General features: G+C 68.8%; 11 protein-coding genes. 8 read left to right on the top strand and 3 right to left on the bottom strand.

Annotation, left to right across the window (positions count from 1 at the left end; all coding sequences use genetic code 11):
* The first annotated feature begins 71 nt into the window (after nt 1–71).
* From DDQ50_RS00460 to DDQ50_RS00430, 7 genes are all read left to right on the top strand, one after another.
* Nucleotides 72–1,007, top strand: coding sequence for a type IV toxin-antitoxin system AbiEi family antitoxin domain-containing protein (locus DDQ50_RS00460; protein ID WP_116754781.1), 936 nt, complete (start codon nt 72–74; stop codon nt 1,005–1,007).
* A gap of 110 nt (nt 1,008–1,117) precedes the next feature.
* Nucleotides 1,118–2,236, top strand: coding sequence for a GuaB3 family IMP dehydrogenase-related protein (locus DDQ50_RS00455; protein WP_116754780.1), 1,119 nt, complete (start codon nt 1,118–1,120; stop codon nt 2,234–2,236).
* Between the two features lie 39 nt (nt 2,237–2,275).
* Complete coding sequence (locus DDQ50_RS00450) at nt 2,276–4,006, top strand: glycerol-3-phosphate dehydrogenase/oxidase (RefSeq protein WP_116754779.1); 1,731 nt, start codon at nt 2,276–2,278, stop codon at nt 4,004–4,006.
* An 11-nt stretch (nt 4,007–4,017) separates the two neighbouring features.
* Nucleotides 4,018–4,881, top strand: coding sequence for an SURF1 family cytochrome oxidase biogenesis protein (locus DDQ50_RS00445; protein WP_116754778.1), 864 nt, complete (start codon nt 4,018–4,020; stop codon nt 4,879–4,881).
* Between the two features lie 10 nt (nt 4,882–4,891).
* Nucleotides 4,892–5,350 (top strand): DUF3817 domain-containing protein, encoded by a 459-nt coding sequence (locus tag DDQ50_RS00440; protein WP_116756008.1) that lies wholly within the window; start codon nt 4,892–4,894, stop codon nt 5,348–5,350.
* On the top strand, nt 5,346–6,944 hold the full coding sequence (gene guaA / locus DDQ50_RS00435; RefSeq protein WP_116756007.1) for a glutamine-hydrolyzing GMP synthase: 1,599 nt from the start codon (nt 5,346–5,348) through the stop codon (nt 6,942–6,944). Before DDQ50_RS00440 ends, guaA begins: the two co-directional genes overlap by 5 nt.
* Nucleotides 6,945–7,317: 373 nt before the next feature.
* The gene (locus tag DDQ50_RS00430) at nt 7,318–7,617 is read left to right on the top strand and encodes a DUF1905 domain-containing protein (protein WP_116754777.1); all 300 of its coding nucleotides are present in this window, start codon (nt 7,318–7,320) and stop codon (nt 7,615–7,617) included.
* A gap of 222 nt (nt 7,618–7,839) precedes the next feature.
* Here the strand turns inward: DDQ50_RS00430 and phoA are convergent, their stop codons facing one another.
* The 3 genes from phoA to DDQ50_RS00415 all read right to left on the bottom strand — a co-directional run bounded on the left by phoA (nt 7,840) and on the right by DDQ50_RS00415 (nt 11,378).
* Entirely contained in the window at nt 7,840–9,753 is a 1,914-nt protein-coding gene (gene phoA / locus DDQ50_RS00425; RefSeq protein WP_116754776.1) for an alkaline phosphatase, read from the bottom strand.
* 206 nt (nt 9,754–9,959) lie between these two features.
* On the bottom strand, nt 9,960–10,772 hold the full coding sequence (locus DDQ50_RS00420; RefSeq protein ID WP_165829632.1) for a Bax inhibitor-1/YccA family protein: 813 nt from the start codon (nt 10,770–10,772) through the stop codon (nt 9,960–9,962).
* A gap of 57 nt (nt 10,773–10,829) precedes the next feature.
* The gene (locus DDQ50_RS00415; RefSeq protein WP_116754775.1) at nt 10,830–11,378 is read right to left on the bottom strand and encodes a hypothetical protein; all 549 of its coding nucleotides are present in this window, start codon (nt 11,376–11,378) and stop codon (nt 10,830–10,832) included.
* Between the two features lie 68 nt (nt 11,379–11,446).
* On the opposite strand from DDQ50_RS00415, the gene DDQ50_RS00410 reads away from it, so the two are divergent.
* Nucleotides 11,447–13,774: an ATP-dependent helicase gene (locus DDQ50_RS00410; RefSeq protein ID WP_116754774.1), complete on the top strand. Its 2,328-nt coding sequence runs from the start codon at nt 11,447–11,449 to the stop codon at nt 13,772–13,774.
* Nucleotide 13,775 lies beyond the last annotated feature (1 nt).

Raw genomic sequence — 13,775 nt, 5'->3', positions numbered from 1 at the left:
GGTTCCAGTTGGTTGTTCCCAGCAGGCCACCGGTGCAGTTCATTCGGCCGGGAATTGCGCAGCATCGGTGCATGAGCGACTTTCCGGCGAACATGCGCCACAACCTGATCCTCACCCGCGACCTCGAACGGATCGGGGGTGACGATCGGGAGATCCGGCGCCTGCGAGACAAGGACGAGCTGGTCCGGGTTCGCCGCGGTTCGTACATGCCGAAGTCGGACTGGCTCGCATTGGACGCCGAGGGCCGGCACCGCGCGCGAATTCACGCCGTCGCGGCGAACGCGCGGATCGAGCCCGTCTTCAGTCACTTCTCCGCGGCCGCGCTGCACGGGATCCCGATCATCGGCAACCTGCCCGTCGATGTGCACGTGACCATCGCGCGCGGCTCGCGACGCCGCGGCCAGCCGGAGATCCGGACGCACTCGCTCGCCCTCGCTCCGCACGAGATCGACAGGGTGGACGGACTGCTCGTGACGGGACTCGAGCGGACCCTCATCGATCTCGCCCTCACGACATCCTTCGAATCCGCGGTCGCCTCGCTCGACTGGGGCCTGGCGAATGGCGCCTCGAGGCAGTCCATCCACGAGGAGCTCGAGCGGATGTCGCCGCCCACCCGGCGCAAGGCGGCCGAGAAGGCGATCGAATTCGCGGACAGTCGCAGCGGTTCGCCCGGGGAGTCGCTCAGCAGAGCGCGCATGCACATCCTGGGTTTCCCGGCGCCACAGCTGCAGGTGCCGATCCACGATGCGCGCGGGCGAGTGGGCATCGTCGACTTCTACTGGCCCGACCTCCAGCTCATCGGAGAGTTCGACGGGCGGTCGAAGTACGTGCGCGAACAATTCACCGGCGACAAATCGACCGCCGACGTCGTGCTGGTCGAGAAGGTCCGCGAAGACCGTCTGCGCGCCACGGGTCGGGGAATGGTCCGGTGGGGATGGACGGTCGCCGAGGACATGAACGCTTTCGGACGTCACCTGATGGCCGCCGGACTCACGACCTCGCGGTGACGCGCACGTTCCGGCGTGCGGGGCCGGCCGGAACGTGCGCGCTCGCCCGGAACGCCCATCTCGTGCCCGGAATATCCGCAGGGGAGGGTGGGTAGGGTTGTCCCGTGAGTATGGACTTCGAGATCGGCCGTTCGAAGCGGGCGCGGCGGGCGTACGCGTTCGACGACATCGCGGTCGTGCCGTCCCGACGCACGCGTGACCCCGAAGACGTCTCGACCACCTGGTCGATCGACGCATTCACCTTCGACATCCCGGTGCTCGCCGCACCCATGGACTCCGTCGTCTCGCCGACGACCGCCATCGAGATCGGCCGTCTCGGCGGCCTCGGTGTTCTCGACCTCGAGGGTCTGTGGACGCGCTACGAGGACGCCGACGCGAAGCTCGCCGAGATCCGCGAGCTCGACGCCGTCGACGCGACGGCGCGCATGCAGGAGATCTACTCCGCACCGATCCAGCCCGAGCTGATCACCAGCCGCCTCGCCGAGATCCGCGCCGCCGGCGTTCCCGTCGCCGCCGCTCTCAGCCCCGGACGCACCCAGGAGCACTACCGCACCGTCGTCGGAGCCGGAGTCGACCTCTTCGTCATCCGCGGCACCACCGTCTCGGCCGAGCACGTCTCGCGCGGCAGCGAACCCCTCAACCTCAAGAAGTTCATCTACGAACTCGACGTCCCCGTCGTCGTCGGCGGCGCGGCCACCTACACGGCCGCACTGCACCTGATGCGCACGGGAGCGGCGGGTGTGCTCGTCGGCTTCGGTGGCGGCGCGGCCTCGACCACCCGTGCGGCGCTCGGTATCCACGCGCCAATGGCCACGGCGCTCGCCGATGTCGCGGGAGCCCGTCGCGACTACCTCGACGAATCCGGCGGACGCTACGTGCACGTCATCGCCGACGGAGGCCTCGGCACCAGCGGCGACATCGTCAAGGCCGTCGCCGTCGGAGCCGACGCGGTCATGCTCGGCACGGCCCTCGCCCGCGCGACCGACGCCCCCGGCGGCGGATGGCACTGGGGCGCCGAGGCCCACCACCTCGAACTGCCCCGCGGCAACCGCGTGCAGGTCGGGCAGGTAGCCCCGCTCTCGCAGGTTCTCTTCGGCCCGGCGCCCGTCGCCGACGGAACAGCGAACCTCATCGGAGCGTTGAAGAGATCAATGGCGACGACCGGATACTCCGACATCAAGGAGTTCCAGCGCGTCGAAGTCGTGGTAGCCCCCTACCGCGCGAACTGACAGGCGCCGCCCCATAAGGGCGGAGCAAGGAGTGAAGAGATGGCTCAGGGAAATTCAGTATCGCTCTCATCGAAGCTCGGACCCGAGGAGCGCGCCGCGGCGATCGCGACGCTCAAGGAGAAGGAGCTCGACATCCTCGTCGTCGGCGGCGGGATCGTCGGCACGGGTGCGGCGCTCGACGCGGTGACCCGAGGGCTCAGCGTCGGACTGCTCGAGGCGCGCGACTTCGCCTCCGGCACGTCGAGCCGTTCATCGAAGCTCGTGCACGGCGGCATCCGCTACCTCGAACAGCTCGACTTCCGTCTCGTCCGCGAGGCGCTCATCGAGCGAGGTCTGCTGCTTCAGCGTCTCGCCCCGCACCTGGTGAAGCCGGTCAAGTTCCTCTACCCCCTGACGCACCGCGTCTGGGAGCGCGCCTACATCGGCGCCGGAATGCTCCTCTACGACATCTTCAGCTGGTCGGGTGGCCGCCCTCCCGGTGTGCCCCATCACCGACACCTCAGCAAGTCGCAGATGCTCCGCGCCATGCCGAGCCTCGCTCACGACGCCTTCACCGGCGGTCTCACCTACTACGACGCGCAGGTCGATGACGCTCGCTACGTGGCGACCCTCGCCCGCACCGCATCGTTCTACGGCGCGCACGTCGCGAGCCGCGTCCGTGTCGAAGGCTTCGTCAAGGTCGGCGAGCGCGTCGTCGGCGTGCACGCGCACGACCTCGAGACGGGCGAGAAGTTCGACATCCGCGCCAAGCAGGTCGTCAACGCGACCGGCGTCTGGACCGACGAGACCCAGTCGATGGTCGGCGAGCGGGGCCAGTTCAAGGTCCGCGCGTCCAAGGGGATCCACCTCGTGGTTCCCCGCGACCGCTTCCAGTCGAACGGCGGCGTGATCCTCCGCACCGAGAAGAGCGTGCTGTTCGTCATCCCGTGGGGCCGCCACTGGATCATCGGCACGACCGACACTGACTGGCACCTCGACAAGGCGCACCCCGCCGCGACGGCCGCCGACATCGACTACGTGCTCGAGCACGTCAACAAGATCCTGACCGTTCCTCTGACCCGTGAGGACGTCGAGGGCGTCTACGCCGGCCTGCGCCCGCTGCTCGCCGGCGAGTCCGAGCAGACCTCGAAGCTCTCTCGCGAGCACCTCGTCGCTCACTCGGTGCCCGGCCTGGTCGTCATCGCCGGCGGCAAGTGGACGACGTACCGCGTGATGGCGAAGGATGCGATCGACGCCGCCGTCTCGGCGCTCGACGGACGCATCCCGCAGTCGACCACGCAGGACATCGCGCTCCTCGGAGCCGAGGGCTACCAGGCCGCATGGAACAAGCGCGCCAAGATCGCCCGAGCGTTCGGCGTGCACACGGTCCGCATCGAACATCTCCTGAACCGCTACGGCGTGCTCACGGATGAGCTGCTCGCGCTCATCAAGGAGCGTCCCGAACTGCAGGAGCCGCTGCCCGGAGCCGACGACTACATCGGGGCGGAGGTCGTCTACGCCGCCACGCACGAGGGTGCACTGCACCTCGAGGACGTTCTCGCCCGCCGCACGCGCATCTCGATCGAGGCTTGGGACCGGGGAGTGTCCGCAGCCCCTGTCGCCGCGAAGCTGATGGCCGACGTGCTCGGATGGGATGACGAGCAGGTCGAGCGCGAGGTCAACACCTACCTCAAGCGCGTCCAGGCCGAGCGCGAGAGCCAGCTGCAGCCCGACGACGAGTCGGCCGACCGGGTGCGTCTCGAGGCGCCCGACATCGTCGCCACCGTCTGAACGGCAGGGTAGTGCCCGCATCGCGTGATTCCACGCTCGATCCCGAGGTCGATGCGGGCACTCCCAAACCCACCTGGAGCGAACTCGCCCCCGTCATGCGGCGCGGCAGCTCGCTGCTGCTTCTGCTGCTCGCCATCGGCCTCGCAGTCTCGTTCTCGGCTCTCGGCCAGTGGCAGTTGGGTCGCGCGTTCGAGAACGGCGCCGTCATCGACTCCGGATCCGAGGACGTGCGGCCGATCGAATCGGCCATGCAGCCGCAGACCCAGACGCCGTCCGATGCCATCGGTCAGCTGGTCGGCGCGTCAGGTACCTGGCAGGCCGACGACTTCTCCGTCCTCGCCCAGCGTCTGAATGACGGTGCGGACGGCTACTGGACTGTCGGGCACTTCGTCACCGACGACGGCGTGACCCTGGCGGTGGCCGTCGGATGGAGCGCCGACGAGGATTCTGCGCTGGCGGCCGCCAACGACCTCGCCGCAGACCCGAGCGTGCTTCCGACCGACATCGAAGGACGCTTCCAGCAGGCGGAACCGCCCACCGTCGACGAGGACGCGCCGGCCGACGCCCTCCCGGTCGACATGGCGGTCTCCTCGTTCATCAACGAATGGGCGGATGCGTCGCCCGCCTACGCGGGCTACCTGACGCTCCGGGAGGCGCCCGAAGGTCTCACGGACATCTACTCGCCGAAGCCCGTTCCGCAGGTGCAGCTCAACTTCCTCAACCTCTTCTACACGGTCGAATGGGCCGTCTTCGCGCTCATCGCGCTCTACATCTGGTACCGGCACATGCGCGACATCGTCGAACGGGAGCGCGAGCAGGCGACCACGGTGGAGGGGACGCCGCCCGCAGCCGAAGCGCCCGACGCGCGCCCGTAGAATGGTCGTCATGCCGACCCAGCCTCGGATCACCGACTTCCCCAGGATCCGCGGCACCCTCGCGGTGTACCGGGTCCTCGCTTACGCGACGGGTGTCTTCCTGCTCGTGCTGGTGGTCGAGATCATCCTCAAGTACGTCTTCGGACTCGAGCTGCAGGGCGGCGTCGGCGGCCTGATGTTCGTGCCCGCCGGATCGATCGACACCGCGAACGCGGTCAACGTGAGCCTCATCATCCAGATCACGCACGGGTATCTGTACCTCGCCTACCTGATCAGCGACTTCCTGCTCGTCACGTTCATGCGCTGGCCCATCACGCGGTTCATCCTCATCGCCGCAGGTGGAGTCGTCCCGTTCCTGTCGTTCGTCACCGAGCACCGGGTCGCGCGCCAGGTCAAGCAGCACCTCGCGAGTCGGCTCGCCGCACTCGACGCATCGTCCACGCCATCGCCCTCGGAGGCCAACCATTAGCGAGACCGAGCCCACCGCAGCATCCACCGACGCGCGCCCCGTGCTCGTCATCGATTTCGGGGCCCAGTACGCGCAGCTGATCGCACGCCGCGTGCGCGAGGCCAACGTGTACTCCGAGATCATGCCGCACAACGCGACCGCCGCTGAGATCGCGGCCAAGAACCCCGTCGGCATCGTCCTCAGCGGCGGCCCCTCCAGCGTCTACGAGGAGGGCTCGCCCAGCCTCGACCCCGGCATCCTGCAGCTCGGGGTGCCCGTGCTCGGCATCTGCTACGGATTCCAGGTCATGGCGCAGCAGCTCGGCGGCGAGGTCGCCCACACCGGCAAGCGCGAGTACGGCTCCACCGAGCTCACCGTCTCGACGGGCAACGGAGGAGTGCTACTCGACGGTCAGCCCGACGCCCAGACCGTGTGGATGAGCCACGGCGACTCCGTGTCCAAGGCCCCCGAGGGCTTCGAGGTGCTCGCCAGCAGCCCCTCCACTCCTGTCGCCGCCTTCGCCAGCGACGAGCGTCAGCTCTACGGCGTGCAGTGGCACCCCGAGGTCAAGCACTCGACCTTCGGGCAGCAGGTCCTCGAGAACTTCCTCCACCGCGCCGCCGGGATCCCCGACGACTGGAACCCCGGCAACGTCATCGCCGAGCAGGTCGAACGCATCCGAGCGCAGATCGGCGACGCCCGGGTCATCTGCGGACTCTCGGGCGGCGTCGACTCCGCGGTCGCGGCCGCCCTCGTCCAGAAGGCCGTCGGCGACCAGCTCACCTGCGTCTTCGTCGACCACGGACTGCTCCGCCAGGACGAAGCCCGCCAGGTGCAGGAGGACTACGTCCAGGCCACCGGCGTGCGACTCGTCACCATCGACGCCGAGGCCCAGTTCCTCGACGCGCTCGCCGGCGTCAGCGACCCCGAGCAGAAGCGCAAGATCATCGGCCGCGAGTTCATCCGAACCTTCGAGAACGCCGCCGAAGCGCTCGTCCTCGAGGCGCAGTCCGACGGCGAGGCCATCAAGTTCCTCGTCCAGGGAACCCTCTACCCCGATGTCGTCGAATCCGGCGGAGGCACCGGCACCGCGAACATCAAGAGCCACCACAACGTCGGCGGACTCCCCGACGATCTCACCTTCGAGCTCGTCGAACCGCTCCGCACCCTCTTCAAGGACGAGGTCCGCGCCATCGGCCGCGAGCTCGGACTGCCCGAGGTCGTCGTCTCCCGTCAGCCCTTCCCCGGCCCGGGTCTCGGCATCCGCATCGTCGGCGAAGTGACCCGTGAGCGGCTCGACCTGCTCCGCATCGCCGACGCCATCGTCCGCGAGGAGCTCACCGCCGCCGGGCTCGACAACGAGATCTGGCAGTGCCCCGTCGTGCTCCTCGCCGACGTGCGCAGCGTCGGAGTCCAGGGCGACGGGCGCACCTACGGGCATCCCATCGTGCTCCGCCCCGTCTCCAGCGAAGACGCCATGACCGCCGACTGGACGCGCCTGCCCTACGACCTGCTCGCCCGCGTCTCCAACCGCATCACCAACGAGGTCGCCGGGGTCAACCGGGTCGTGCTCGACGTCACGTCGAAGCCGCCGGGAACCATCGAGTGGGAGTGATCAAGGGCTTCCTGAGCGGTTCCCGCGGCCGGAGGGCACGGTCAGGGGCGACGATGCCCGCTCCTCAGCTCAAACATTGAGCCCCTCCGCTTCGCTGCGGGGCTCACAACTCGCACCCCGCGAACATCGTCGCCCCTGACCGCGACCTCGGTGACGTGTCCGCCCCAACCTCGATCTGGTGGCGAGGTCTCGGTACGCGCTACGCGCTACTCGACCGGTCTCGGTTCGGTCTGCGGCCCCCTCGACCTCCGAAACGCGGTTGGCCCCGTCGCTTCGCTGCGCTCAGCGGGCGGGCACACGTCGGAGGTCGAATAGCCGCGCAAGCGGCGTATCGAGACCTGACGATGCCGGCGGTCGGGTGTTGGATGGAGCGATGGAGACTCAGTGGGAGTGCGTCGCCGAACTCGTGCCGTGGGATGCGGCACAGGCCGCATGGGTGTTCGCCGCGCTCCCCGAGAAGGTGTCCGACGAGATCGATGCGGCGGTCCCGTTCAAGGGCGGATTCGGGTCCGTCAAGGTCGACGTTCTGATCGGGACCAGTCGCTGGCGCACCTCGGTCTTCCCCGACAGCTCGCGCGGCTGCTACGTCCTCCCCGTCAAGAAGGCCATCCGGAAAGCCGAGGGCATCGAGCTCGGCGACCGGGTCACCGTCCACCTGTCCGTCGTCGACTAGCGCGCGACGGTCTTTCCCTCAGCAGGCGGAATCACACAGTTCTCCTTCCACAGCAGGTGGAAGTGCACCCAGCAGGTGGAATCGGGCGGATTCCTCCTGCTGACGGCGTTTCCACCTGCTGAGCGAGAGGGCGGGCGAGTTCGTGAGCACAGAAGGCGAGCACAGAGGGTGAACGCGGAAGAGGGGCGGCCCCGAAGGACCGCCCCCTCCTTTCGAGGAGTGTCAGGCGTGGTGGCGGCGGCGGCGCGCGATGATCACCGCGGCACCCGCACCGAGCAGCAGGACACCGAGGCCCAGGTACGGGGCGATCGCCAATCCGGTCGACGCCAGCGGGTTCATGGACGAACCCCCGGTCGTGCCACCGCCGACGGGGTTGCCCGCCGGGCCCCCGGGAACCGCGGCGGGCTCGCCGTCGGCCGTGACGCTGAAGTCGACCGTGACCGACTTGCCGGTCCGGTTCCCGACCAGGGTGACCGTGTAGTCGCCGAGCGCGGTGGGGGCGACCCCCGAGAGCTCCGTGTCGCCGTAGACCAGGTCTGCCTTCTCGGGGTCGACCGGCTCGCCCGTCGACGTGCTCGTCAGCTGGCGGTCGCCCGCGAAGCCGGACGCTGCGATCGTGAACGCCTCACCGGGTTCGAGAGCGGCATCGGAGATCGTCGCCGACCCGCCCGCACTGAGCGCGACGACGTCGCGGTTCAGCTCGAGTGCACTCGAGATGGTGAAGAAGTTGTCGGTCTGGTCGGTGAGGCCCACGATGTTCGCGGCTCCGGGGCCGTAGCCCGCGATGCGCAGCTGGCTGCCCGTGTGCTGCTGCGACCCGCCGGCCGCGGCTGTGCCGTAGGCGACCTTCATGACCGAGCCCTCGGTGGTGCTGAGCGCGATGCTCAACGTCGCCGGGGGAGTGCTGTCCACGATCTGGCTGGAGTGGGAGTGGTCGGCGGTCACGATGACCATCGTGTTGCCGTCGGCGATCGCGAAGTCGAGCGCGGCCTGGACGGCCTCGTCGAGGTCGACGGTCTCACCGATCTGGCCGCACGCGTCGGCGGCGTGGTCCTGCTTGTCGATGCTCGCGCCCTCGACCTGCAGGAAGAAGCCCTCCGGCGACGCGGGGTCGTCCAGGAGTGAGATCGCCTTCGTGGTGAGGCTCTCGAGGTCGAGATCCGTGTCGAGTCGCGACGGGTTGGGCGTGCAGGCGACGGGCGCCAGGTCGGCACCACCGACCGTGGCGGGGGTCGCGGTGTAGCGCGTCGGGAAGTTGCCGGGTGTGAAGAGGCCGAGCAGCGGTGCGTCCTGGCCCGCGGCGGTCACCGCGTTCAGGCCGGCGGCGTCGGTGACGTACTGGAAGCCGCGGTCGGCGGCCTGATCGACCAGGGTCTCGCCCGACCACGGACCGGCGTTCGCGGTCTGGTCGAACGAGGCGCTGCCGCCACCGAGCGTGACATCGGCCCGGGTGTCCAGGAGCTGCTCGCTGATGGAGCCGAGGCCCCCGTTCTCGAGCAGGTCGGAACCGCAGACCGGCGCGAGCGGCGGAGTGGCCGCAGCTCGGATCGCGTCGGTGTCGGGGCCGTAGCAGGTGCGGCTCGCGACGTGCGCGGCCTGCACGGCGGGCGTCGCGTCCTGGATCTCGGCCGTGCTGACATTGCCGGTGCGCAGGCCGTTGGCCTTCGCGATCTCGATCAGGTTGTCGTGGGCGGTGCCGTGGATGTCCACGCCGACCGCGTTGTCGTAGGTCTTCGTCCCGGTCGCCCACGCGGTGCCCGTCGCTGCCGAGTCGGGTACGTAATCCGGCTTGCCCGCATTCGGCGTCCCGTCGCGGTAGAGCGAATAGGTCGTGTAGGCGCCGGTGAGGGGCAGTGCGTCGATGCCGGGCAGCTCGCCGGCCGCGCCGTAGGCGTAGTTGCGGGCGATCGTGATCTCGGAGTCGCCCATGCCGTCGCCGATGAGCAGGATCACGTTCTTCGCCGGCCCCGTCTCGATCGAGTCGAGGAGCAGCTGGGTTGCGTTCGCGTAGTCGTCGTGGCGGATCGCTCCGCCGGTCTCGTCGGGCGCGGCCATGGCGATGGAGGGGGTGGCGAGCGCGGTGAGCGCCAGTGCGGCGACGGCGCCGACGCCTGCGGTGCGGAGGGCATGCCTCATGGGGGTTCTCCTTGGGTCCGGAAGCCGCGGGAAGCGGCCTGGATCAGCCAAGGCGCCGAGTGCGAAGTCCAGGTGAACCGTCGGGTGCGCGCGTCTGAACGGGATGTTCCCAGAGAGGGGGCCGCGGCGAGTCCTGGCGGAATCGGGCGGTGCGCGCGAAAAAGGGGCGGCCCCGGAGGACCGCCCCTTCGCCTGCCGATCGAGCGCTAGTCGCGCGCGATCGCGAAGATGCGCAGGAACTCGACGTACAGCCACACGACGGTGACCATGATGCCGAACCCGGCCTGCCACCCGAACTTGCGGGGCGCACCCGACTCGACGCCGCGCTTCACGAAGTCGAAGTCGAGGACCAGCGAGTACGCGGCGAGCAGAACGGCGAGTGCGCCGATCACGATGCCGAACGGGATGTCGGTACCCGGGATGTCGGCCGAACGGAGCCCGAAGGGGCCACCGGCGATGTCGGCGCCGAAGATCATCATTCCGAAGTTGACGAGCGAGAAGAGCGCGTAGGCGATGATCGCGACGAGGAACACCTTGGTCGCCTTGGCCGACGCGCGGACCTTGCCGCTGGCGAATAGCGCCAGCACCACGGCGATCGTGACGACGGTCGCGATGGTCGCCTGGACGACGACGCCGGGCCAGACGGCCTCGAAGATCGACGAGATGCCACCGACGAAGAGGCCCTCGAACGCCGCGTAGGCGACGATCAGCGGCACCGACGGCTGCTTCTTGAAGGCGTTGACGAAGCCGAGGATCAGACCGCCGATCGCACCGACGATGGCGAGGGCCGGGATGAACCAGCCCACCGCGGCGGTGACGAGGAGGACTCCGAAGAGGCCGACGGTCTTGACGATCGTGTCCTCGTAGGACATCCGATCCGTCTGCTCGGGCGTGGCCGACGGGCGGGAGTAGAGCTCGTCGAGCTCGGTCGCCGACAATCCCTTGCCGGATGCTGCGGCGACTCCGCCGCGACCGTTGAAGACGGGGCTGTTGTTGAATGCGGGGTTGGACAGGGCCATGGCTCCTCTGTTCTCTCGCAGGACCTTCCTGCAAGGGAAAATGACAACGGTTCTAATTTAGCGGGGAAAGTCTGGTTTTTCGCCCTTGGAACCTATGGAACGGGTGCGTTCGCGCACAGCGATGTTTCGGGCCGCCCAGGCGCAGGCGGCGGCGACCGCGAACACGACGGCGTAGAACGCGGTCCGATTGAGGAAGGGACCGAACACGACGAGACCCGCGACCGCGATCAGGGCGGGCAGCGGGACGATCACGTAGGCGATGCCCGGGCGCCGCCGCACGAGCAGCCAGAGCGCCAGCGAGGCGGAGGTGAGCCAGGCCAGATTCGGGCCGAGGAGCATCAACCAGAAGGCGAGCATGCTGAGCGGCGCGGCCAGGACCCGGCGGCCTCCGCGAGCGGGCAGGATCGCCCACCCGGCGACGTGCATCGCCGAGCCGAGCCAGCCGATGAGCGTCGTGTAGGCCGTGGTCTGGACGATGAGGAATGCGCCCAGCAGGACGAGCGCCGCTCCCACGAGCTGGCGGCCGGAGTACGATCCCCACCGCAGGGGGAGCAGGCTGTTGGGCTCCCGCCACTCCGCTGCCGCGGAGGGGGCGAGCTCGGTCACGGATCCACCGTACCGGGCGCCATCCTCGCCGCCCGGTGTCGGTGGGCTCGCTTAGACTCGTAGCCCTGATGAGCAGCACTGTCGAGACCTCTTCCCCCCTCCTCGACGGACTCAACCCGCAGCAGCGCGAAGCCGTCCTCTACCGCGGTCCCGCGCTCCTGATCGTCGCGGGAGCCGGGTCCGGCAAGACCCGTGTGCTCACCCACCGCATCGCCGGTCTCCTCGAATCGCGCGAGGCGTGGCCGAGCCAGATCCTCGCGATCACCTTCACGAACAAGGCCGCGAGCGAGATGCGCGACCGGGTCCGCAGCCTCGTCGGCCAGGCGGCCGACGGCATGTGGATCTCGACGTTCCACTCGGCGTGCGTCCGCATCCTGCGCCGCGAGGCCGAGCAGTTCGGCTACAGCAAGAACTTCACGATCTACGACTCGGGCGACAGCCGTGCGCTGCTCAAGCGCATCATCAAGGAGCGCGAGGCCGACGTGCTCGGCTTCACGGTGGCGACGGCGGCGTCGAAGATCTCCAAGCTCAAGAACGAACTCGCCGATGTCGAGAGCTATGCGCGAGGCGCCAACTTCAACGACCCCGCCGAGGTCATGTTCACCCAGATCTTCCGCGACTACTCGCGTGAGCTCTCGAGCGCCAACGCGTTCGACTTCGACGACCTGATCGCGCAGACGGTGTACCTGTTCCGCGCGTTCCCGCACGTGGCCGCCGAGTACCAGAAGCGGTTCCGGCACATCCTGGTCGACGAGTACCAGGACACGAACCATGCGCAGTACGCCCTCATCCGCGAGCTGACCAAGGCGCCCGAGGAGGTCGACGTCGGCCTGTTCTCCTCGGTCGAGCCGGCGTCGCTCACCGTCGTGGGCGACTCCGACCAGTCGATCTACGCGTTCCGCGGCGCCGACATCCGCAACATCGTGGAGTTCGAGCGCGACTTCCCGGGTGCGCGGGTAGTCCTCCTCGAGCAGAACTACCGTTCGACGCAGAACATCCTCAGCGCCGCGAACTCGGTCATCTCCAACAACTTCGACCGCAAGGACAAGAAGCTGTGGACCGCCGACGGAGACGGCGACAAGATCGTCGGCTACACGGGCTACACCGGGCACGACGAGGCGCAGTTCGTCGCCGACGAGATCCAGGGCCTGCGCGACAAGGGCATGGCCTATCACGACATCGCCGTGTTCTACCGCACGAACTCGCAGACGCGTGCGCTGGAGGAGATCTTCATCCGTTCGGCGATCCCGTACAAGGTCGTCGGCGGCACCAAGTTCTACGAGCGGGCCGAGATCAAGGACTCGATGGCGTACCTGATCGCCGTCGCCAACCCGGCCGACACCCTCGCGATGCGCCGCATCCTGAACACCCCGAAGCGCGGCATCGGCCCGGCCACGGAGACGACCATCGCCTCCTTCGCCGAGGCCAACGGCATGACGTTCCGCGACGCGCTCCGCTACGCGGGCGAGCTCGGCCTCGGCCCGAAGGTCACCCGGTCGATCGACGATCTGTCGCAGCTGCTCGACGAGGCCTCCGTCATGGCCGATACCCGCCCCGACGGGTCCGGTGTCCCCGAGGTGCTCGGCCTGCTGCTCAGCCGCAGCGGCTACCTCGACGCACTCCGCGCCTCCCGCGACCCTCAAGACGAGGCGCGCGCCGAGAACGTCGAGGAACTCCTCGCCGTGACCAAGGAGTACCAGCGCAACAACCCCGAGGGCGTCCTGCTCGACTTCCTCACCGAGGTCTCGCTCGTCGCGGCAGCGGACGACCTCGACGACAGCTCCGGCTCCGTCTCCCTGATGACCCTGCACACCGCGAAGGGCCTCGAGTTCGAGGCGGTCTTCCTGACCGGTGTCGAGGAGGATCTGCTGCCGCACCGGATGTCCGCGGGCGAGCCCGGAGGTCCTGCCGAGGAGCGGAGGCTCTTCTACGTCGGCATCACGCGTGCTCGCAAGCGCCTCTTCCTGTCGTTGGCGATGACGCGCGCCCAGTACGGCGACGTCTCGGTCGCCCTGCCGAGCCGGTACCTGCAGGAGATTCCCGCCGACCTGATCGAGTGGAAGCAGTCTCCCGGCATGGCGACGAGCCGCGGCGGCACTCAGCCGAGAGCGCTCAACGCGCGGCGGGACGGATACGGCGGCTCCTACAGCGTCCCGGGCGGCCGTCCCACCACCCCCAAGCCGAAGACCGAATGGGCGAATGCCGTGACCGGTCAGATGCGCGACAACTCCGCGCTGGAGCTGGCCGCCGGCGACCGCATCAAGCACACCGATTTCGGCGACGGCAGCGTCATGGCCGTCACGGGTGAGGGCGCCCGTCGCATCGCCGAGGTCCAGTTCGACGGCGCGGGCCGCAAGCGGCTTCTGATCAAGGTCGCGCCGATCGAGAAGATCTGAC

It is taken from the genome of Amnibacterium flavum (assembly GCF_003097495.1).
In the GTDB taxonomy this organism is placed as follows: Bacteria; Actinomycetota; Actinomycetes; order Actinomycetales; family Microbacteriaceae; genus Naasia; species Naasia flava.
This window is presented reverse-complemented; position numbering and strand designations above follow the sequence as displayed.

Bases quoted from the DNA above. Each gene is read 5' to 3' on its own strand.
- DDQ50_RS00460 (WP_116754781.1), top strand. From the start codon at position 72: ATGAGCGACTTTCCGGCGAACATGCGCCACAACCTGATCCTCACCCGC.
- DDQ50_RS00455 (WP_116754780.1), top strand. From the start codon at position 1,118: ATGGACTTCGAGATCGGCCGTTCGAAGCGGGCGCGGCGGGCGTACGCG.
- DDQ50_RS00450 (WP_116754779.1), top strand. From the start codon at position 2,276: ATGGCTCAGGGAAATTCAGTATCGCTCTCATCGAAGCTCGGACCCGAG.
- DDQ50_RS00440 (WP_116756008.1), top strand. From the start codon at position 4,892: ATGCCGACCCAGCCTCGGATCACCGACTTCCCCAGGATCCGCGGCACC.
- DDQ50_RS00430 (WP_116754777.1), top strand. From the start codon at position 7,318: ATGGAGACTCAGTGGGAGTGCGTCGCCGAACTCGTGCCGTGGGATGCG.
- phoA (WP_116754776.1), bottom strand. From the start codon at position 9,753: ATGAGGCATGCCCTCCGCACCGCAGGCGTCGGCGCCGTCGCCGCACTG.
- DDQ50_RS00420 (WP_165829632.1), bottom strand. From the start codon at position 10,772: ATGGCCCTGTCCAACCCCGCATTCAACAACAGCCCCGTCTTCAACGGT.
- DDQ50_RS00410 (WP_116754774.1), top strand. From the start codon at position 11,447: ATGAGCAGCACTGTCGAGACCTCTTCCCCCCTCCTCGACGGACTCAAC.